Source organism: cyanobacterium endosymbiont of Rhopalodia gibberula (genome assembly GCF_003574135.1).
Classification (GTDB): domain Bacteria; phylum Cyanobacteriota; class Cyanobacteriia; order Cyanobacteriales; family Microcystaceae; genus Rippkaea.
The window spans coordinates 2213844-2235075 of record NZ_AP018341.1 but is presented as its reverse complement, the minus strand read 5'-3'; the positions used below and the strand labels follow the sequence as shown (position 1 = coordinate 2235075).

General features: G+C 34.5%; 15 protein-coding genes. 5 read left to right on the top strand and 10 right to left on the bottom strand.

Annotated features, from left to right (window positions below; translation table 11 throughout):
* Nucleotides 1-84: 84 nt before the first annotated feature.
* The 4 genes from larB to RGRSB_RS07115 form a co-directional block, all read right to left on the bottom strand.
* Complete coding sequence (gene larB / locus RGRSB_RS07125) at nucleotides 85-858, bottom strand: nickel pincer cofactor biosynthesis protein LarB (RefSeq protein WP_119260448.1); 774 nt, start codon at nucleotides 856-858, stop codon at nucleotides 85-87.
* Nucleotides 859-1153: 295 nt separating this feature from the next.
* Complete coding sequence (locus RGRSB_RS10175; protein WP_172582066.1) at nucleotides 1154-1297, bottom strand: hypothetical protein; 144 nt, start codon at nucleotides 1295-1297, stop codon at nucleotides 1154-1156.
* 751 nt (nucleotides 1298-2048) lie between these two features.
* Nucleotides 2049-3443, bottom strand: a complete 1395-nt coding sequence (locus RGRSB_RS07120) for a YcjF family protein (RefSeq protein WP_119260447.1) — start codon at nucleotides 3441-3443, stop codon at nucleotides 2049-2051.
* A gap of 79 nt (nucleotides 3444-3522) precedes the next feature.
* Nucleotides 3523-4020 (bottom strand): 2TM domain-containing protein, encoded by a 498-nt coding sequence (locus tag RGRSB_RS07115; RefSeq protein WP_119260446.1) that lies wholly within the window; start codon nucleotides 4018-4020, stop codon nucleotides 3523-3525.
* Between the two features lie 658 nt (nucleotides 4021-4678).
* Here RGRSB_RS07115 and RGRSB_RS07110 point away from each other — a divergent pair.
* Nucleotides 4679-5191 carry an inorganic diphosphatase gene (locus RGRSB_RS07110; RefSeq protein WP_119260445.1) on the top strand — a complete coding sequence of 171 codons (513 nt, stop codon included), beginning with the start codon at nucleotides 4679-4681 and terminating at the stop codon, nucleotides 5189-5191.
* 2042 nt (nucleotides 5192-7233) lie between these two features.
* Nucleotides 7234-7590, top strand: a complete 357-nt coding sequence (ndhM, locus tag RGRSB_RS07105) for an NAD(P)H-quinone oxidoreductase subunit M (RefSeq protein ID WP_119260444.1) — start codon at nucleotides 7234-7236, stop codon at nucleotides 7588-7590.
* Between the two features lie 438 nt (nucleotides 7591-8028).
* On the opposite strand, the gene RGRSB_RS07100 is transcribed toward ndhM, so the two are convergent.
* The 3 genes from RGRSB_RS07100 to gpmI form a co-directional block, all read right to left on the bottom strand.
* A complete protein-coding gene (locus RGRSB_RS07100) occupies nucleotides 8029-8832 on the bottom strand; it encodes a peptidase (RefSeq protein ID WP_119260443.1) in 804 nt (267 codons plus the stop codon).
* A 90-nt stretch (nucleotides 8833-8922) separates the two neighbouring features.
* Nucleotides 8923-9162, bottom strand: coding sequence for a preprotein translocase subunit SecG (secG, locus tag RGRSB_RS07095; protein WP_119260442.1), 240 nt, complete (start codon nucleotides 9160-9162; stop codon nucleotides 8923-8925).
* Nucleotides 9163-9186: 24 nt separating this feature from the next.
* A complete protein-coding gene (gene gpmI, locus RGRSB_RS07090) occupies nucleotides 9187-10785 on the bottom strand; it encodes a 2,3-bisphosphoglycerate-independent phosphoglycerate mutase (RefSeq protein WP_119260441.1) in 1599 nt (532 codons plus the stop codon).
* 463 nt (nucleotides 10786-11248) lie between these two features.
* On the opposite strand from gpmI, the gene RGRSB_RS07085 reads away from it, so the two are divergent.
* From RGRSB_RS07085 to aroA, 3 genes are all read left to right on the top strand, one after another.
* Nucleotides 11249-13048, top strand: coding sequence for an aspartate kinase (locus tag RGRSB_RS07085; RefSeq protein ID WP_119260440.1), 1800 nt, complete (start codon nucleotides 11249-11251; stop codon nucleotides 13046-13048).
* A 2657-nt stretch (nucleotides 13049-15705) separates the two neighbouring features.
* Entirely contained in the window at nucleotides 15706-17505 is a 1800-nt protein-coding gene (locus RGRSB_RS07080; RefSeq protein ID WP_119260439.1) for an SLC13 family permease, read from the top strand.
* A gap of 103 nt (nucleotides 17506-17608) precedes the next feature.
* A complete protein-coding gene (gene aroA, locus RGRSB_RS07075; RefSeq protein WP_119260438.1) occupies nucleotides 17609-18955 on the top strand; it encodes a 3-phosphoshikimate 1-carboxyvinyltransferase in 1347 nt (448 codons plus the stop codon).
* Between the two features lie 126 nt (nucleotides 18956-19081).
* Here aroA and rpmA read toward each other — a convergent pair whose 3' ends face one another.
* From rpmA to ndk, 3 genes are all read right to left on the bottom strand, one after another.
* The gene (gene rpmA / locus RGRSB_RS07070) at nucleotides 19082-19345 is read right to left on the bottom strand and encodes a 50S ribosomal protein L27 (RefSeq protein ID WP_119260437.1); all 264 of its coding nucleotides are present in this window, start codon (nucleotides 19343-19345) and stop codon (nucleotides 19082-19084) included.
* A 43-nt stretch (nucleotides 19346-19388) separates the two neighbouring features.
* Nucleotides 19389-19796, bottom strand: coding sequence for a 50S ribosomal protein L21 (gene rplU / locus RGRSB_RS07065; protein WP_119261002.1), 408 nt, complete (start codon nucleotides 19794-19796; stop codon nucleotides 19389-19391).
* Nucleotides 19797-20770: 974 nt separating this feature from the next.
* Complete coding sequence (gene ndk / locus RGRSB_RS07060; RefSeq protein ID WP_119261001.1) at nucleotides 20771-21220, bottom strand: nucleoside-diphosphate kinase; 450 nt, start codon at nucleotides 21218-21220, stop codon at nucleotides 20771-20773.
* Nucleotides 21221-21232 lie beyond the last annotated feature (12 nt).

The window sequence follows — 21232 nt, the reverse complement described above, 5'->3', positions numbered from 1 at the left end:
AGTCTATATTTGATAAGTTTATCTAGGCAATCTGTGACTTATAGAAGCTGCATATCATACTAATTTTTTAATTGATAAAATTTTTTATTTGTGAATTAAACGATTAGCGGTTCGTAAAATTTGTCCAGCTAAAATCGCAGCGCCAAAGCCATTATCAATATTCACCACCCCAATCCCTGCTGCACAAGAATTAAGCATTGTCAATAATGGGGAAACACCCCCAAAACTTGCCCCATAACCCACACTAGTTGGAACTCCAATTACTGGACAGTCAACCATTCCTGCTACCACACTAGGTAAAGCTCCTTCCATCCCTGCCACTACGATCAACACATCTGCCTGATTAATTAACTTACGGTGACTTAATAGACGATGAATACCTGCTACTCCCACATCCCACAACCGTCGTACCTCAAACCCGCAAAGTTGTGCAGTAATGGCAGTCTCTTCAGCTACGGGTAAATCCGCTGTTCCCGCCGTAAGAACCCCAATTACTCCTAATGCAGTCGAAGGTATTTCGGAAGTTTTTAAGGCACAAATACGAGCCACTGGATAGTAAATTAAATTAGGCACTTGGTTTTTAAGTTGTTTAGCCACAGTTGGCTCAATACGAGTTGCCATAACCAGAGAAGAATGACATGCCATCGTGAGCATGATTTGAGCAATTTGTTCAGGGGTTTTTCCTGGACCCCAAATAACTTCAGGAAATCCTGTTCTTAAATAACGATGATGATCAATTTTTGCAAACTCATCAACTGATTCAAAACTGAAATATTTGAGCTTTTCTAACCCTTGTTCGGGGCTTACTTCTCCTATGGCGATCGCTTGCAAAAGAGATTGAAGTGTATCTGGATTCATGGTCTTAAATTTTTCTTGAATTATTAACTATTTTAACGATTGAATACAATTCATAGTACAACCAACTTTATAAACTTTTTCTACAATCACCTCCTTAAACAAAAATCACAAAAACATATATTTTATCCCCTTATTTAAATAAAATTTCAGTACTAAGTTTAGCATTAGTTAATTGGGGGCTAAATTGATATTGAAGCAGTTCAGCAATGTAAGGTTCATTTAAAAGATAATTTTTGGGGTAAACTTTTTAATTAACCACATGAATAGTCTTTCTAAACTTATTGACCACTAGCTTTCACTTAATGTAACAATCAGCCAATTCAGAATCACTAGCTTTAATAGTTTCTAATTTGGTAAAAATAACAATATTTCCACAATTAGGAACATAGTTAGGGGTATTACTTACGAAAAATAACCTAACCCGTAAGGTAGATTGCATCAATTTACCAAAAATAAATTTATCAAATTTGGATTAGTCCATTGTAGTAAATTAGCCTTAATAAGGCTAGCAAAAAAAACTAAACTTATCATCGTGTGGGTAAACATTTAATCCGACTTTAGTAATAAAAGGTTAGACGTCAATAATAGTAATTTTATGATTGATTTTTTTTCATTAAAGGTAAAATATAACTGGGTAAAATTCGGAACAAAAATACAGCAAACCAAATATTTTTTTGTTTACGGAAAAATATTCCCGAAATTTGTACCTTTAGTGAGAAATAAACCTCAAGAATATTGACTTAGTAAATAATACAGTCGAGGGACTAATGTATTTAGCCCTTGACTGTATCCCCATCTACCACAAAAATATTTTATAAAACCATCGATATTGAAATCCCTTTATTTCCTAGAAATATAATTGCCCGTACGAATATCTTTTTGATAAAGCTGTTCAATGTATAAGAAAAATATATATAAGTTTTACAATTAAATAATCAAGGATCTTTATCAATTTTGAAGATTGAAATAAATACTTACAGCAATTATTATGTTTGTGAAATACACTAAATTTTAGTAGTAGCCAGAAGGCAAAAGCAATAATTCGGAGTATATCTTCTGACCATAAGAAAAACTATGTATTTAATTTCTCCTAAGAAAAGATGATTGTTTTTAATTATTAAATATCTGACTTAGAAATCTTTGAGATGATGACTCATGCACAATTTATGACCTCATGACAAACGTTAAGGTTAATTTGATAAATGGGGTAAGGTTTGCTGAATAAGATTTTGGACCAGAGCAGTGCGTTTATTTTTTTCGAAGACTCGTCTTATTTTTTGAGGTAATTTAGTTAAATCTATTTCCTCTATTGTCGATGAATCAAGGTCTTGATCTTGGAAATGTTCTACTAAACTTAATCCAGCTAAACGAGTTAAATAAGCGGCGCTTATTGCTTGAACTGTTCCTCCAGCAATATAGGTGATAGCATTATTTTTGAGAAAACTGCCAATAGTTTGAGTTGATAGTTCAACTAATCCCAATTTAACTATTAATTTACCAATTATTCCTGACAGAGCTTGTCCTTGAGAAAAAGATAATTTTTGTTGATAAATCACCCCCAAATCTATAACTAGTTGAGAACTAATAGCGGCAGTAGCTAACAAATCTAAAGCAGCTACAGGATTAGCAAAAGCACTGGCTGCTGCAATCCACTGATATTTTTCAATAATAGGTAGAGCACAATCACGTCTTATGCCATTAAGATTTGCTTTAGCCTGTTGTTTAAGAGATACTGCTTCACGCCATAGACTTCCCAAAACTAACATTTTCGTTTCGAGTTCTAACACAAGTTTTAAGCGATCACTCAAAGAGTTAATTTCAGGAGGTTGGGATTCAGTCCACTCCCGAATTATCCCATTCTCCTCATGCTGGCGAACCTTCAAAACTTGAGGGGCAGCACTGATGGCAATAACATCGGAAGGGGCAATCATCGAGTTGAGTTGTTGCCGTACTTGTTCTAAAATCAGGGATCTTTCTTCTGGAATGTACTGATCCTTTTTATTAAAAACCAAAATGAATCGTTGATGGTCTTGATTACACTTTTGTAAAAATTTCCAATGAGAATTGGTTAAATCTCCAGTAATTAATAATAATATCAAATCCGCTTTGATTTTAGGTATTTTTGTTTCTTTAAATAAAGATTCTATCTCTATTAAAGAGATATTATTAGAGATATTTTGAGCCAATAATATTTTTTTTAAAGTTGTTTTTCCAACTTTTTTACCTCCTGCTAAGGCAATAGTTAGTTCTTGACGATCAAAGCCTAAAGATAATTGAATTAATTTTTGTTTAAAGACAGAAATATCACAATCTGGCGCTTCAGTAGCTAAGGTATTAAGAATTAACTCTCCTTGGGTAATTACATCTCTGACTGATTGTTCAGTTAAACGTGTTACTGGCAATGGCTTATTTGTCATTTCTTTTTGTCCTTTTCGCCACCAAAAACCCAACCCCAAGGAGATTGCGCTGAGTAGTCCCCATTCTCCTACTTCTAGAATGTGTTGACTCAAGCTATTATAAAACCACAATATAAATGAAATACCGACACCTGCCACTAGAATTGGCTTGTTAACTTTTTTTCCCATTATTAACTCCGTCAAGCAAACCTTTCTTAAGAATTGTACTTTTTATAATCTATTTCCTCTTTCGATGTTTTTTACTTTCTTAAGATTGCCATGTCTTTTTTAACTTATCCCAAAGACCCGAAAGAGATTCTTTCATCTGTTTTTTAAGACTCCAACGTTGAAAGGCTTGTTCATAAGCTTCTCCCTCTGTTTGAAAGGTTTTCCAGGTATCTAGAGATAGTGGCAAGCCTAAGAGTAAGAGAGCATACAACGACCAAGATAAAGTTCCTGAACTAAGGAAATTTATAATCAAAAAAAATCCGTTGATAATAGCATAGCGAACAGCCTTTTGTTTCAATTGTTCCCGCCTATAACAATCAAATTCCTGCCGTTTACGTTCGACTATTTTACTATTAAGCCAATCGCGCTCAGCAGACCTAAGGGAGTCAGGATCAATGTCTAATTCAGTGGCAATTTCCCACAGTTGTGTTCTTGACAATTCTGAACCATCGGCTGTACGAGTGATCGCTAGGTGAAGAATTTCTTGGACATCATTTTGACTGTAGGACTCAGGGGGTTGCACGTTAGAAGTTGACATAATTTACTTACTTTAGACTCAACTCAGTGAACCAGCTTGTTTGACTATGATTGTCACCAGAAAATTAGCCAGTCCAAACCTCTTTAGATTCTATCTTGAATCTGAAAACAGAGAGTTACTAACTGTTAATAATCTATTCTCAAACCGAATTTTTAATGGACAATAAACAAATTTTACTAAAAAAAATAAGGTCAGTTTATGATTTTAATCATAAACTGACAATGTATTGTACTGTGTACCAACTTTTTGCATCTTAATAAAGATTTATAGTTTTTGAATATTTGTTGCTCAGTAGTTAAAATTACTTCTCAACTATGATGCTTGTCATGCCCACAAAAATTGTTAATTTTTCTAGTATAACTGTGAAAAGTCGCAAGAGGAAAACCCCAAAAGTTTCTTTTTAAAGGATTTCCAGGATTCCAAACACTTGACTTGCACAAAAATTAAGTCTTTAGAATTACGAAATATTCCCGAAATAAAAATTTTGGGATTTATTAGCTGCTAGTCTATCATTCTCAGTTTAGAAGAGCCAAATTATTTTCTGGTATGTTCCATCTTCATTGTAGAATAGTGAACTAGGGAACGCTCAAGCCTTTAGAATACTTTTTCGGGGCTTCTAAGAAGAATTGTAATTTTGTATAGCATTTGGAGAGAGTTAGTGGACTTATCCCTCATTCCAGCCCAACCTAAGCCTGGTTCAATCAACATTTTGATTGAAATTCCTGCAGGCAGTAAAAATAAATATGAGTTTGACAAGGATTTTAATGCTTTTGCACTGGATCGCGTCCTTTATGCGTCGGTCCAGTATCCTTGTGATTATGGATTTATCCCTAACACTTTAGCTGATGATGGTGATCCTCTAGACGGAATGGTGTTAATGGATCAACCGACTTTCCCCGGGTGTATCATTACTGCCCGTCCTATTGGTTTATTAGAAATGATTGATGGAGGTGATCGTGATGAAAAAATTCTTTGCGTTCCCGATAAAGATCCCCGCTACATTCAGGTCAAATCTCTCAAAGATGTTGCTCCTCATCGCTTAGATGAAATTGCTGAATTTTTCCGTACCTACAAGAATTTGGAAAAGAAAGTAACAGAAATTCTTGGATGGAAAGATGTTGAAGCTGTACTTCCTCTTGTTGAAGAATGTGTAAAAGCTGGAAGTAAATAACTTCTAAACACTTTATCTAAAACTTGGTGATTTATCGATACTCCCCGCCCATAGAAGGTGTGGGAAGTATTTAACTGCAAACTCTTAAAGACCATAATATTTAATTTATTTGTTATATTGCTCCAATAAATTCCTAGTTTTTTAAGAAAAGTATGGCAAATTTTTAAGGTTCTAACATAATTCAATTTTCCTAAAAAAAAACAATTTCACAAAAAACCTAAGATTTATTAAGAACTTGTATTTTCACTCTTTTTATTGGAGGTATATTCTCGATATTTTCTATTTTTAAGTCTTTAAGTTTACTAAGATAATCAACAATACATTCTACCAATAACTAAGACTGAACTTCAAGTCGCTTTAAATCATTAACCAGAGGTGTATTAATCACTACAATAGTGTGTCTTAAGTTCGATTAAGTAATAATCTTCAAACTATGTAAAAATCATTGTATATCTTAATTGTCTTACCTTCTAATTTTTCTTGTTTATATAATTTCTACACTTACTCTTTTATCTAAAAATATTAAAGTTATATAATAACTATCTTAGTAGTACTCTTTAAAAGATTTATAATCATATTTAATATATTAAAATTGATATTCTTTTTAAGAAAAGTTAACTGACCTCTTTTCTAAATTTATTTTCATATTAATTACATCTCATTCCATGACGATTAGACGATTAATTTTGAAATAGATAGTTTTCTCTTTTTAGAATAAATCTTCAATATTGTATTTATTTTTGTCATAAAGTTTTCTAGGAGTTGAACTTCAATCAATACAGGTACCTATTAAGTATATCTCTTCAAAAGATTAAATTATTCTTGTTTGATTTTAAATTTAATAATGGAGAGCAGCCAGTATTTTAAGATATAGAATATTATTTATCAAACTGATTTAAGTTTTAGTATTAGGTATAAATAAAGTAAAAATATTTAGTTTGATATAAACTAATTTAAAAACAAAACCTGTAATAGCTACTATGTAAATAGTAGCTATTACTTTTTAAAGTTCATTGTTGATAATTAAATCTCTTCTCTGTAAGTAAATTTTTTACATAACAGATGCAGTAGGATAAATTATCTAAATAAGTTAGATTTTAATTTATGATAAACTATCTTTTATTTTTCTAAAAAAAAATAAAAGTATTGAATAGCCCCAGAAAAAATAGAAAATTAAATATATATAGTTTTTGATAAATAAGAAATGTATTTAATTACACACTAACTTTAAATAATATATAAAACTATATAGATAGTAAGTTTTATATTAAAATCCTAACAAAATTTGAAAAAATCAAGAGTTCATTCGTAAATAACTGTATTATTTCCAATAACATAAATGCAGTTTATGTATATTTAATATCACCTATTTAATTACTTAAAAACAAAAATAATTAAGAGCTGATCATAAAAAATAACAAAAGATAAATTAACCGATTTTCTTTTATTTTAAATAAATTAATTATAGAATTGACAAAACATTAATTTTTACTCAAGACTAAATATTTTTACTTCCAAAGCATTTAGTCTTGAAAATCTAAAAATCAAGTAAATTAATGAAATACAAACTAAAAAAAAAAGTTTAAATACTATTCAATAATCTAAAAATTAGTATCAAATATAAACCAACTAATAGAGATATTAATTTTGAGCCTTATTTGAATTTTCTAGACTAAGTAATATTCCTACCTTTTCAGTGTAAGTTGACAGGTTTACTGTTTCCTTAATGGTTTTTAATATAAAAAAGTCATACTTTCAGCCTTTATTTATTAAAATATTGTCATACCTAGTCTAGAAGCACCATTAATTTAAGCTCGCCAATGACAGTGTGCCTTAGTTGTCAAGATCCAAGCGAAACTCTAAGTCAATACCACAATTACTATCATCCAAGCGGTTCAGCTATTAGTAATCTCTATAAGAAGTCAAACTGGGCAATCATACTCGACTGAGCTTCTTGCCTATAATTTTCTGTTATCCTTAAAGGTAAAAGTGGACTAATATTGATCTAAAGTATTGTCAACGTTCTACTAGCATTCAAGGCTATGCTCTTAAAGTCTACTACTCGTCATATTCGTCTTTATACAGCTGAAGTTAAAAACAGCGAACTGGTTCCTAGTGTTAATGTCTTAACTCTTGATATCGATCCCGATAATGAGTTCAATTGGAGTGAAGATTCACTGCAGAAAGTTTATCGAAAATTTGATGTCTTGGTGGAATCCTATAGTGGAGAAGATTTAACTGACTATAATCTCCGTCACATCGGCTCAAACTTGGAACATTTTATTCGTTCTCTGCTGCAAAAAGGGGATATTAGTTATAATCTTGGGAGTCGTGTTCTTAACTACAGTATGGGACTCCCTAAAATAGAAAGTCCAGAGACTGAGGGGAATTATAATTAATTCTTTTTTCGGCTCAAGCTAATCTAGATTCTAGACAGATCCTACGCAATAGTTTCTTCTCTTCCCCAACGAGCTGACAGGTGGGGAGGAGAGGACAGCATGGTTGGTAACCGCCAAACAAACTATGCCACGCGTTCTCAAACTAGGCATGATCCAAAGTACTTTTTTTAACCGTAGAGAATACTAACCATAGCATGAGAGTAACTTGGTAACTGCTTGGTGACAGTCTCATCTTAATTGATACTGCTATTAGCTGTATCTCGAAATTAGAATCAGTATCTAAGATGTGGATGATGTCCCTTTAAGCATTTCTCGTCAAAACTAAACATTTAGTCACGACGCCAGAAGCTAGTGCCATCAGAAGTGGACAGTTAAATCTCTTAGTGCAGTCCATAAAGCGGGCATGAAAGTGAATACGACAAGTTGGAAGTTTACCCGTTAGGGTAATTTCCATCCTAGTCTAGTAGGTTGCTGATAGATTTTCTTTAGTGTATTAATATCCCTTACAGAAATAGGAGAAAGACGGCGGACTTGGGAAAAATATAAAGCATCCGTTTCTTGATTGCTGTGTCCCCAAATTCCCAACCCGTGGCCGAGTTCATGACGGGAAGCTGATAAGGTCGATGATTGACTTAAACCGGGACTAATCTTAATAGTCATACGATGGCGCAGAATAGGAGAATTATCCTGAGTCAGATAAAAATTATAACTAGTTTGAGCTGATCGCGCCCTAGGAATTTCTAGTTGTCCAGTTTTGGGGTCAAACCTGGCATCTAGGGGAGGTTCAGTTCTTTCAATAACAATATCTGCTAGTTGTGGATCTTTTACTTCTACCAGAGGAAAAAAATCTTGCCACTCTGTAATTGCCTCCATAACAGCGTCTACCCACTGTCGAAAACGACGGGTACTTGCGGCGGCAGGATCATTTAGATTCGTAGGACGATCTAAATAGAATTTGACAGGAAATTGCGACCAAATTAAATAGCCAGCAGGACTCAATGATATTTGGTCGAAATAATCCCCTGAATCTTTTGGATCTTGCCACTCAACTAGGGTTAAGGGTAGGGGATGTGGTTGTAAAGGGGGCAAGGACCTTTCTAAGTCATTCTTTTGAGCATTCAAGGGATGAACCCAAAATACGACTAACATAGCCATCCAGGTTATGCCCAACAAAAAAGGACATTTCCGATATTTCCACAAAAAACTTTTTCTTTGCTTGAAAATATTAGTTATCCATTGCATCAGCTTACAATCTAGACAAGAAAAGAGTTTCCACTTCAGATTTACATCTTCTTAGTTAACCGACTTTCAACATCGAAACAGTCTGGTTATCTAAGGAGATGGATTTAACCATCCTGCACTCAAAACAATAGTTAGGGCAATAAAAACCGTACTCAAAGTCCAAGTAATTTGATTGAGGGTTTTTTCAGCACTTTTAGCACTAGTGAACAATTGCGCTTGTCCTCCAATACCCCCAATACCGTCCCCTTTGGGACTATGTAAAAGGACAGAGACAATCAACAAAGCAGCAGAAACCACCCAAATAACTTGTAGCAGTTGTCGAAGAGTCATAAAGTTCAATTATTAAGTAAACAATTAACGAGAAAGCCAAATAGGAGTACGATGAGTCTCAAACTCAACCGCAATAGGTTTAATCAATGATCGCCCTGTCATTTCTTCTGGCTGTGGTAATTGTAAGATTTCAAGGATGGTCGGGGCAACATCTGCGAGTCGTCCATTATCTCTGAGTTCAACAACTCCTCCGTGTCCAAGAATTTTCCGCTTTTCTCCTTCAACTATAATTAGAGGAACAGGATTAGTAGTATGGGCGGTCCAGGGATTTCTTTGCTCATCACACATTAATTCGGCGTTACCATGATCGGCGGTGATTAAGGCGGTTCCTCCCATTTTACTAATACTGGTTAATAACTGTCCTAAACAATTATCAACGGTTTCCACCCCTTCAATTGCTGCCTCTATATTGCCTGTATGACCGACCATATCAGGGTTAGCATAGTTAATTACAACCAAAGTATAAATTCCCTTTTCAATAGCAGTACGGGCACGGTTCGTAACGGTCTCTGCCGACATAGCTGGAAATTTATCGTAGGTGGTTACCATAGGACTTGGTACTAACTCTCGATCTTCTCCTTCAAAGGGCTTTTCCGATCCTCCATTGAAAAAATAGGTTACGTGGGGGTATTTTTCAGTCTCCGCAGTGCGAAATTGTTTTAATCCTTGACGAGCAACTATTTCCCCTAAAACATTATTGAGATTTTGGGGCTCAAAAGCTACTTTAACAGGGAGATTAATATCATATTGAGTAAAGGTAACAAAACTCAGGGGACGAATTCGTTGCCGTTCAAATCCATCGAAATCAGCCGAGGTCAAAGCATAACACATTTGCCGTGATCTGTCGGGACGGAAGTTAAAAAAGATTATTCCATCTCCCGGTTCCACCGCGCCTGGGGCAATGCGGGTCGGTAGAATGAACTCGTCGGTGATATTTCTACTATAGAAATCTTTAATCACCTCGACGGTTGAGCGTCCATCCCCTATGCCATCTAGAGTTATGATATCGTAGGCTTTTTTTACACGATCCCAACGGCAATCACGATCCATCGCATAGTAACGACCACTAAGAGTAACAATACGCCCCAATCCTATTTTCTTGATATAAGACTCAAGTTTTTGAATGGCATTTATCCCTTCAGTAGGGTTAGTATCTCGTCCATCAGTAATGGTGTGAATACACACCTGCTTTAGGGTTTGCTCTTTCGCTAAATCTAATAATCCCAACAGATGATTGAGATGAGAATGGACTCCCCCCTCGGAACATAAACCTATTAAATGTAGTTTTCCTTGACGAGAACGAACTTCTTGACAAATTCTTACTAACTGAGGATTTTTCAATAACGAGCCGTCTTTTACTGAATCGGAGATGCGAACTAATTCTTGAGGAACTATGCGACCAGCTCCAAGGTTCAGATGTCCCACTTCTGAGTTACCCATCTGACCTTGGGGCAAACCTACATCTTTCCCAGAAGCTTGAATTAAAGTGCGGGGATAAGTAGTCCAAAGGCAGTCCATAACTGGCGTTTTTGCTAGAGCAATGGCGTTGTTCTCTATGAATGTACTATAACCCCAGCCGTCTAGGACCACCAGTACCACTGGAGATACAGGTGCTTTTGCCATAATTGTTTACCTACTTAATTTTTAATTTTATGCACATCGATGATACCACCGACTTTTAGAGTCTGCCTATTCTTTAATATTTTTACTGGACAGTTTTAGGAAATAAATTTACTTATTTTAACTATTTTTACCAAAAAATCGATTTTGTCGTCTATCAAATCTGCGATATATTCTAAATTAATTAACATACCTTTATAGATTTTCTCATAAAAAATATTTTATGTTAGCTGTAGAGTGTATCATCTTTGATACTAAAAATACTTTTATCTATTTTGGTAGAAAAAAAGAAGAAAAATTATCTAAAAAACTGTATTTTACCTAACGTAGTCTAAATTAATATTTCGTTTAACAACAGTTTCTTAAAGTTTATTCCCAACTCACTTTTGTTAAATTTGCTACCCTTAAGGACTAAGGATACTCTATTAATTTAATTAATTCCTTTTTTCTAATTCTAAATACAATTATGAACTTAATTGTCCAAAAATACGGTGGAACTTCTATAGGTTCTGTGGAACGAGTTCAGGCAGTAGCACAACGCATCCACAGAACAGCCCAAAAGGGCAACCAAGTAGTAGTTGTGGTTTCGGCTATGGGCAAAACTACTGATACATTAGTCAAATTAGCTTCGGAAATTACCCCTGCTCCCTGTCGTCGAGAAATGGATATGTTGTTGTCAACAGGAGAACAAGTGTCTATTGCTTTAATGAGTATGGCTTTGCAACAATTGGGTCAATCAGCAATCTCTCTAACTGGGGCGCAAGTAGGAATTATTACTGAAGCTGAATATAGTCGTGCCCGCATTTTATCAATTAAACCTCATCGTATTCAACGCCATTTAGATCGAGGTGAAGTAGTTGTAGTAGCAGGATTTCAAGGGATTAGTAATGGAACTGATTTAGAGATTACTACCTTGGGACGAGGTGGGTCAGATACTTCTGCAGTAGCTATTGCAGCTTCATTAAAGGCAAATTGCTGCGAAATTTATACTGATGTCCCTGGTATATTAACAACAGATCCACGTTTGGTTTCTGATGCTCAATTAATGAACGAAATTACCTGTGATGAGATGTTGGAGTTAGCCAGTTTAGGAGCTAAGGTTCTCCATCCAAGAGCGGTGGAAATTGCACGAAACTATGGAATTCCGTTAGTGGTCCGATCAAGTTGGAGTGTTGCTCCAGGAACTCGTGTTATTTCTCCCATTCCCAAACCCAGATCCATTGATGGGTTGGAGTTAACTAAAGCAGTAGACGGGATAGAATTTGACCCTGATCAAGCTAAAGTAGCTCTATTACGGGTTCCTGACCGTCCTGGAGTGGCAGCGCGGTTGTTTGGGGAAATTGCTAACCAACGGGTAGATGTAGACTTGATTATTCAGTCCATTCATGAAAACAATAGTAATGATATTGCCTTTACTGTGGTCAAAAAGGTATTAAATAAAGCCGAAGCAGTGGTAGAAGCGATAGCTCCTACCTTAAGAAATTCTCCAACTAACAGTGACGAAGCCGAAGTTATGATAGAAAAAGGGACAGCTAAAATTGCCATTGTGGGGGCAGGAATGATTGGACGGCCAGGAATCGCCGCTAAGATGTTTAAAACTCTGGCTGATGCTCAGGTTAACATTGAAATGATTGCTACGTCTGAGGTAAAGGTAAGTTGTGTCATTGCCCCTAACAACGGCGATCGTGCCATTAATGCTTTGTGTAAGGCATTCGATGTCAAGTTGTCCAAAATTCCGGTAGCCCCTAAAACTGTTAAGAGATCTCTCCCTGTTCGGGGAGTCGCCCTTGACACGAAACAAGTTCAAATTGCTTTACTTCATGTTCAGGATCGCCCGGGGATGGCGGCCAGAATTTTTGGGGCTTTAGCTGACGAAAATATCAGTGTCGATACGATCATCCAATCTCAACGTTGTCGCATTGTCAATGGAATGCCCACTCGTGACATTGCCTTTACGGTTGCCCAGGAGGATTTACAGGCTGTCCAGACTTCCCTAGAAATCCTTTCAGATAGCTTTACTGAGATGATTATTGATACGGATATTGCTAAGGTGAGTGTTGTTGGAGCAGGTATGGTTGGACAACCTGGAATAGCTGCTAAATATTTTGAAGCTTTAGCCAAACAAAAAATTAATATTAAAATGATCGCTACCTCAGAAATCAAAATCAGTTGTGTGGTGGCTGAAGCGGAGGGTATTCAAGCATTAAAAGCAGTGCACAAGGTTTTTGGCTTAGCAGGGCAAGGAATCTTAGGAGTCTCTGTCTAATAATTTAGATAATTAAAATAATAACGGCGCAAACCTAAATTTTTGAGTTGACTATTAGGCTTTTATTTAAAGCACTTCTTAGAAAGAAATTAATACTACATAATCAATTAAACTAACTTATTCAAGTTTATATAAAGCTAATTATCTGCAATTGAAATAGATGAATTTAACTAAGTATTTTATAGAAAAATAGTTAAATAAAGAGTAGAAGATCGATTGTAAGATACCAAACTTCGTAACGATTATGGTTTTAAAATTAGAAGAGCAAGCACGATTAAAGTTAAATTTAAACCCCAAAAAAATCGAAAAAATAAGAATTAAGAGCAGAAATTTTATTCTTAAATATAAGAAAATAAAAAACTTAAAACAGTCTAGATTATATAAATCTATCAGAAAATATAATTTAAAAAAATAATGTTTAGATATAAATTTTTAGAATAAAAAAGATTATAAAATAATCTGATAATTAGAAGAAAAAAATTTGTGAGAAATGAAGGTATAAGATATTTGAAAGAGTCATCATAAAAAGATAAAAAGAATATAATAGTCAACGATTATATAGAATTGTTGAAAACATGAAATAAATAAAATTAACTTCAGGAACAATCTGTAATTTTATAAGAAAGAGCTGTTATATAAAACATTACAAAAGTAATAAAAGAAGTACTATATAAAAAAAATAACCTGAAAAACAGATAATTATAGAGAACATAAATATAAAATTGAATAATACTGCAAAAGTAAAGAAATAAACACAGTAATTGTTCTTGATAACAACCCAGTGTATATAAGTATTTTAGTTAAAGCAAAAATCAAATAATAAGAAGAGAAAGAATAATATCTATTTTTTTACTAACTTATAGTCCAGACCTAAATTCAGTAAAGAGAAAGTAGCGTCAAATAAAAGCTCATAAAATTTTCAGAAAAATATTTTAAGATGAATATAATTTAGCTAAAATAATTAAATAATAGTGTTCAACATTAATTATACAAGATTTAAAAACACAGTTTTTATTATCAATATATAAGTTGAAATACAATGAAGTTGACGATTATTATAAATAATAACTGCAAATAATCAAGACTATGTCTTTTTAAGAAGAGCATAAAGTAAGCTGGACTTACTTTTTATTTTAAACCGAGAGAATATTTTTTAAATAACTAAGTATAAATCATTAGTTGATCGTTAACTTTTTCAATAAAAAAATAATACAATTTTTTGTTGGTGACAATAAATTAATTAAAGTTATTGAAAGTTATGTTTAGTTTACTTTGTAGACTAAAGTTGTCAAAAACTAATATTATTGAGTGCTAGAAGCGGTCAATTCTAAGGTTAGAATCGTCTTTTTGATAGTCTGGATATATTCTTAGAATAAGGTAAACTAGTAATGAACTGACTCTCAGTGGCGATATCATAAAATATGATACTCGTATTAATGGTTGCTACATTCTTAAATTAAGAATGATCTTTTGATCAAGGTTATTAAGGGTAAATTAGAGTAAATAACTGTTGAATAACAAAAGATAACTCTAAAATGACACTTATACTTTGTTTTAATTATTACTCTGCATGGACAGTCTTTCCTAAGACTTAGATAGTAAATCGAAAAAGAATCTGCGAGGACTAATTATTTAAAAAGTTAAATTATCTCTCCCTAATGACTGTAAATATAGTCCAATATTTATTGAGCAATGTTATAAATTAATCGAGAAAAAGACATAATTTTAAATTAGAGTTAATATTTTCACTCACACTTTTATTGATTAAATCCGAAAGAGAAAGAATTAACTATGGTTAATAATGGCTTAACGTTTTGGAAAAAGATAGACTCATAGAAAAACTCCTAGAAGAATATCTTAATCGTCGCGATTGCACCGTTGTGGGGCAGTGTTAAGGACTTAGACGGCAATATCTTCACTAAGAACTAGACTATCTTCCCCAAACCAACCGATAACTTGCTTTGATTAACATTCAAGGAAAAGATAAACCCATTTCTAATAAGGTCTCATTCGTACAGCTTGCTTTAAACTTTGACGGAGTGTTAACTACTAGTTAGATATGATTTTCGCAGTTAGAGGATACTGTCAAACTAGTGAGGACGACCTAAGCGGTTTATGGAAAACTAACAATCAATACTTTTTTTCGCTTAATATTTTGATAGGTGTAATAGCAAGAGATACAGATGAAACCAAAATAATTACCTCACCCCAATTGTATGTTCATATGTTTAGGGGCAAGATCATAGCTTTCATCGTGTTTGCGCGTCTCTGTTCCTGACAATTACTGGAGGAGCAACAAAAAAATAATCACATAAAGGTTAATTTAGATCAAGGTTAATTTAGATCAAGATTGATTAAAATTAATCTTGATTGGGTGATAACTAGTAGATTTGACCATCTTTTTCACATTTTCTGAAAAAAAGGATTTATCTTAATTTTTTCTATAAGAGGAAAATTTTCTGAAAAATTTAAAGATTTGACGGTAAACTTAACAAGTTTTACTTAAAAATCAACAAAATCAATGTTATGTAACATCATAAATATGATTAAAATGGTGCGATTTATTAAACTATTGATAACTTTTTGAGAATAATTAGCTATCAATATAAATACTTTTAGTACTTTTGATTAATCTCTATCTTGAACCATTAAATACTATGGAAATTGTTTTCACATTAGGGGTTGTTCTCTTCGCATTAATTCTATTTATTGGTGAACGATTTCCTCCTGATACAACAGCTATTACTATTGTTGTAATTCTGATGCTTTCAGGAATAATAACTCCTGAAGAAGGTATTGCTGGGTTTGGAAATTCTGCAACTATTACTGTCATGGCAATGTTTATCCTAAGTGCTGGAATCACTCGCACTGGTGCACTTCAAGTAATACAAGATTGGCTCATAAAGTGGGGCGGAAAAAGCACTAACCAAAATATTTTTATTATAGGAATTATTGTAGGCCCAATTACAGCTGTTATTAATAACACAGCTGTAGTTGCTATATTTTTACCCATGATTGAAGAGTGGAGTAAAAAACAAAATATTTCTTCTTCTAAATTAATGATTCCCTTGTCTTATTGTTCAATATTAGGAGGAATGTTAACCCTTGTTGGTACCTCAACCAATATTTTAGCTAGCGGATTGGCTAAACAATTAGGATACAAAGAATTTGGGTTATTTGAATTTAGTAAATTAGGGTTAATAACTTTTATAATTGGCTTAAGTTATTTAGTAATTATTGCTCCTAAAATTTTACCTGACCGTAAACCTCCTAATAGTAGTTCATTGGGGGAAAGTTATAACCTTAAAGATTACGTTAGTGAAGTTGTTATTACACCTCGTTCAAGTTTAGTTGGACAAACTCTTTGCCAAAGTGAAATTCAGAGAAAGTTTGATTTAGATGTTCTTGAAATTATTCATAATAATACCCGTTTTCCTCAACCGTTAGCTGATAAAATAATTTCAGTAGGTGATATATTACTAGTCCGAGTAAATAAGGGAGACTTACTAAAGATCAAGGATGAGAAAGGAATTGAAATCTTTCCAAATGTTCAATTTAATAATGAAACTCTTGAGGAAGAAATTAACACAGGCGAAGAGAAAGTAGCTGAGATATTAATTCTTTCTAACTCCAGTTTAATTGGTTCCACCTTAAAAGATATAAAATTTCGTCAGCGCTATAATGCTACGGTCCTAGCAGTCCGGCGAGGAGAAGAACTAGTCAGAGAAAGATTAGGAAAAGTTTCTTTAAAATTTGGAGATTTATTGTTAGTTCAAGGTCCTAAACAAAGTTTTATTGGTTTGCAAACAACTCGAGAAATGTTAGTCTTAGAAGAGCGAAATTTAGAAACAATTAGACAAGATAAAGCTTGGACTGCTTTAGGAATCATAAGTAGTGTAATTATCCTAAGTGCTGTCAATTTATTACCAATTTTAGTGAGTAGTCTATCAGGAGTTTTAATGATGATTTTTACACGTTGTTTAAAACCTGGAGAAATTTATGGTTCCGTACGGTGGGATGTTATCTTTCTTTTGGCAGGATTACTTCCTCTAGGAACCGCTATGAATAAATCGGGGGCAACCGAATGGTTAGCCAATCATTTAGTTAATTTAGGGGGAAATATATCAGGATATTGGATATTAACATTCTTCTTTTTAATTACCTCGATACTTACAGAAATTTTATCAAATAATGCTTCTGTTGTTCTTATGTTTCCTATCGCAGTTCAAGTTGCCGAAACCTTAAACCTAAATCCTTATGCTTTTATGTTTGCTGTAACTTTTGCTGCTTCTAATAGTTTCACAACTCCTATTGGCTATCAAACTAATACCATGGTGTACACTCCAGGGGGGTATCGCTTTTTAGATTTTGTAAGGGTTGGTGGACCAATAAATCTAATGATGGTCATTTTCGTTCCCATTTTAATTATGCGTTTATACGGTCTTGAAATTCAATAAACGCTGGAGCGGGATGAAACTGTTAAATTATGTACTAAATTACATAGTCTGTTAGACTCTAACGTCTCTAGTAAATATTTACCAGTAAACAATTATCCAGCTTATGTCATCTCCTTTTATTACTATCAAAACAATTGCTAATCACCAAGATTTAATTGTTGATCTCCAGTCTTCGGAATTAGCTCTACAGGGAACTCTTAAAATTCCTGGGGATAAATCGATTTCCCATCGCGCTTTAATATTAGGAGCGATCACTCAAGGGGAAACCATCATTGAAGGATTATCATTAGGAGAAGATCCCCGCAGCACTGCCGCTTGTTTTAGAAGAATGGGTGCTGAAATTTCTCCCCTAAATAGTGACCGCATCACTGTCAAAGGGGTAGGACTAGCAAACTTACAAGAACCCCTAGATGTCCTTTATGCTGGCAATTCAGGAACAACTATGCGGTTAATGTTAGGGTTACTAGCATCTCATCAAGGTCGTTTTTTTTGCATCACGGGAGATAATTCTTTGCAATCACGTCCTATGTCTCGTGTGGTTGAACCCTTGCAGAAAATGGGAGCAAAAATTTGGGGGAGAAACAACAATTCCTTAGCTCCCCTTGCCATTCAAGGACATAATCTAACCCCCATCCATTACCATTCTCCCATTGCATCAGCTCAAGTTAAATCTTGTATTCTCCTAGCAGGATTGATGACTGAGGGGAAAACTACGGTTACTGAACCTGCTTTATCTAGAGATCACAGCGAACGAATGTTACAGGCTTTTGGAGCAACTTTAGATATTGATCCGTCGACCCACAGCGTAACCATTACAGGAGGAACCCCCCTAACTGGACAGAAAGTGGTAGTTCCCGGAGATATTAGTTCCGCAGCCTTTTGGCTAGTTGCTGGGTCCATTGTTCCACGGTCAGAATTAGTTATTAAAAATGTGGGGATTAACCCAACTCGAACCGGTATTTTGGAAGTATTGGATATGATGGAAGCTAATATTACCCTCGAAAACCAACGAGTGGTTACAGGGGAGCCTGTGGCGGATTTACGGGTGAAACAGAGTTCTTTGAAAGCTTGTGTCATTGAAGGAGAGATTATTCCTCGTTTGATTGATGAAATCCCTATTTTGGCGGTGGCGGCGGTTTTTGCCCAAGGGACAACTGTTATTAAAGATGCGGCAGAATTGCGGGTTAAAGAAAGCGATCGTTTGGAGGCCATGGCCTCCAAATTAAACCGTATGGGAGCTAAGATTACGGAATTACCCGATGGTTTGGAAATTGTTGGGGGAACTCCCCTAACAGGGTGTGAATTAGATAGTTATACAGATCATCGTATTGCTATGAGTTTAGCGATTGCCGCCCTCATGGCTAAGGGACCAACCACCATTCACCGTGCACAAGCGGTGGCAGTTTCTTACCCCAAATTTGTAACTACTCTACAACAATTGATAAGATGAGGACTCCGGGACGGGTAACACCCGTCCTACAATCAATTATGAGAATGTTTACTGCCGCAAACATAGACCTAATCAAAGTAATATTCAGGTCGATTTACCGAGGACATTGTTTCGCTCTGTGGCAATTTATTCAGTCGCTACAGGGTAAATGCTTACCTTTTTTTGACTACGGGTTTTATGCTCAAAAGTGACAATTCCATCAATTAAAGCAAAGAGAGTATCATCACTACCACGACCAACATTATTCCCTGGATGAACTTTAGTTCCCCGCTGACGAATTAGAATGTTTCCAGCTCTAACAATTTGACCACCATACCGTTTAACCCCAAGTCTTTGCGCTCTTGAATCACGACCATTTCGTGTACTACCTGTCCCCTTTTTGTGAGCCATTTTTTCCTATCCTTTTATATGAAGTTATTTCTATTTTAGAAGTCTATTCTCCGTCAATGGTGCTTGTCACCTCAGGGGTAATAATTTCTGTTGTAACCATCGATACACCCTCTGAGTTTTCTCCGATGACTCTATCATCAATTTTGATAGCGGTAATCATCAAGCGAGACAGTTCTTGGCGGTGTCCTCTTTTTTTCCTAGTCTTCTTTTTAGGACGCATCTTATAGACAATAATTTTACGTCCTCGCCGATGTTCTAGAATCTTTCCTTCAACGATCGCACCTTCAACAAAAGGCTGTCCTATCCTAATTTCTTCTTTATCATTGACTAATAAAACTTTGTCAATAGTATAAGAGCTGTCAGGGTCGACTCCGAGATAATTGATGTCGTAAAAACGACCCGGTTCAACGCGAATCTGTTGGCCACCCGCTTCAATAATAGCGTAACTCATACTCAATAAACTGTCCTTTTTTTTAGTTGCCGTACAGGTAGCAGAGTTTAGGTCTTGCCTGTTGATTTTCATCTATTCTGCTTTTACATCGATGTCTTAACCTGATCCGAGCAGGGATGATTTAGACACACTGCCTAACATCATCTAGGATTTAGCTATTTATGTCAATCTCATAAATTAAGAAAAATAACTAACAATAATTTAAAATTCTTGGTATTCACCAGGATTAATATAAGTGATTTCTAGTTTCTTATCAGTGAGCGATTTTTTCTGCTTTTTATAGATGTTAAATCTTCATATGAATTTAAAAAAATCTTTAGATTATTTACTGTTTCTTTAGTAAATATTTTTGGCGAATAGCTAGAATCACTTGATAGGCTCAAAACTATTTGAGGAAACCCCATAAGAAATTCATCGAACTTAATGGATGTAAGTCTGTATTGAAAAATACTTACACATTGAAGAATCAGAGAATGGGTTTTCGAAGTATTTCGATCTTCTAGGAAGACTAATAATGTTCTTCGGTTACTGAGAAATTACGCAATTTTTATCAGGATAATTTTTTAAAAAATTCAACATACAAAAATTATCTTTAAAGTCTTTATTCTCTTTTAAGTTTTAATCCAAATAATTCTGATAATTGTCTTTGTGTATTCTATCAAGTTTGCACATTCCACTAAGAAAGTTTAGCATTAGTATGCGCAGTTAATAATTTTTTAATAATTTTATGAAACTGTCATTTTGTCAATGTACTATGATGATAAAAGTAAAGTGAGGATTGATGAAATTTTTCTTTACTCCAATTCTAAACATGTTTTTTTAACATATCAATAGTAATGCTATCATAAGGCCCAATGAAATAAGATTAATACCTAAAAGTACAACCACGCTCACACGAAAAGGGAAGCAAATTTTTCTCGTGTGAGCGTGTTCACTATAAATCAATTGAAAACAAAGGTAAACAGATTCTTAAACTACTCATGCAACCAAGGTGTCATAGTAGGTTCCCAACTGCCTAATTCCTTGTTATTAAACCAGAGACTAATTTCTTTTTCAGCAGTTTCAATAGCATCAGAACCGTGAATCAGATTACGCTCAATACTTATTCCATAATCACCCCTGATGGTTCCTGGCGCAGCCGTTAGGGGATTTGTTGCTCCAATAACAATTCTAGCAGAAGCTACCACCCCGTTTCCTTGCCACACCATGGCTACTACTGGCGAAGAACAGATAAATTCGACTAAACTTCTAAAAAAAGGCCGTTCTTTATGAACATCATAATGTTCTTCAGCTAATTCCTTAGAGACTTGCACAAGTTTGAGTCCTACAAGGGTAAAGCCTTTGGCTTCAAAACGACTGATGACTTCGCCAATTAAGCCACGTTGTACTCCATCGGGTTTGACCATAACAAATGTCTGTTCCAAGACTAACTCCTT

Excerpts from the sequence above, each read along its gene's own strand:
- ndhM (WP_119260444.1), top strand. The coding sequence starts at position 7,234 with ATGCTCTTAAAGTCTACTACTCGTCATATTCGTCTTTATACAGCTGAA.
- RGRSB_RS07115 (WP_119260446.1), bottom strand. The coding sequence starts at position 4,020 with ATGTCAACTTCTAACGTGCAACCCCCTGAGTCCTACAGTCAAAATGAT.
- rpmA (WP_119260437.1), bottom strand. The coding sequence starts at position 19,345 with ATGGCTCACAAAAAGGGGACAGGTAGTACACGAAATGGTCGTGATTCA.
- larB (WP_119260448.1), bottom strand. The coding sequence starts at position 858 with ATGAATCCAGATACACTTCAATCTCTTTTGCAAGCGATCGCCATAGGA.
- RGRSB_RS10175 (WP_172582066.1), bottom strand. The coding sequence starts at position 1,297 with ATGCAATCTACCTTACGGGTTAGGTTATTTTTCGTAAGTAATACCCCT.
- RGRSB_RS07080 (WP_119260439.1), top strand. The coding sequence starts at position 15,706 with ATGGAAATTGTTTTCACATTAGGGGTTGTTCTCTTCGCATTAATTCTA.
- secG (WP_119260442.1), bottom strand. The coding sequence starts at position 9,162 with ATGACTCTTCGACAACTGCTACAAGTTATTTGGGTGGTTTCTGCTGCT.
- rplU (WP_119261002.1), bottom strand. The coding sequence starts at position 19,796 with ATGAGTTACGCTATTATTGAAGCGGGTGGCCAACAGATTCGCGTTGAA.
- RGRSB_RS07085 (WP_119260440.1), top strand. The coding sequence starts at position 11,249 with ATGAACTTAATTGTCCAAAAATACGGTGGAACTTCTATAGGTTCTGTG.
- aroA (WP_119260438.1), top strand. The coding sequence starts at position 17,609 with ATGTCATCTCCTTTTATTACTATCAAAACAATTGCTAATCACCAAGAT.
- gpmI (WP_119260441.1), bottom strand. The coding sequence starts at position 10,785 with ATGGCAAAAGCACCTGTATCTCCAGTGGTACTGGTGGTCCTAGACGGC.
- RGRSB_RS07120 (WP_119260447.1), bottom strand. The coding sequence starts at position 3,443 with ATGGGAAAAAAAGTTAACAAGCCAATTCTAGTGGCAGGTGTCGGTATT.
- RGRSB_RS07100 (WP_119260443.1), bottom strand. The coding sequence starts at position 8,832 with ATGCAATGGATAACTAATATTTTCAAGCAAAGAAAAAGTTTTTTGTGG.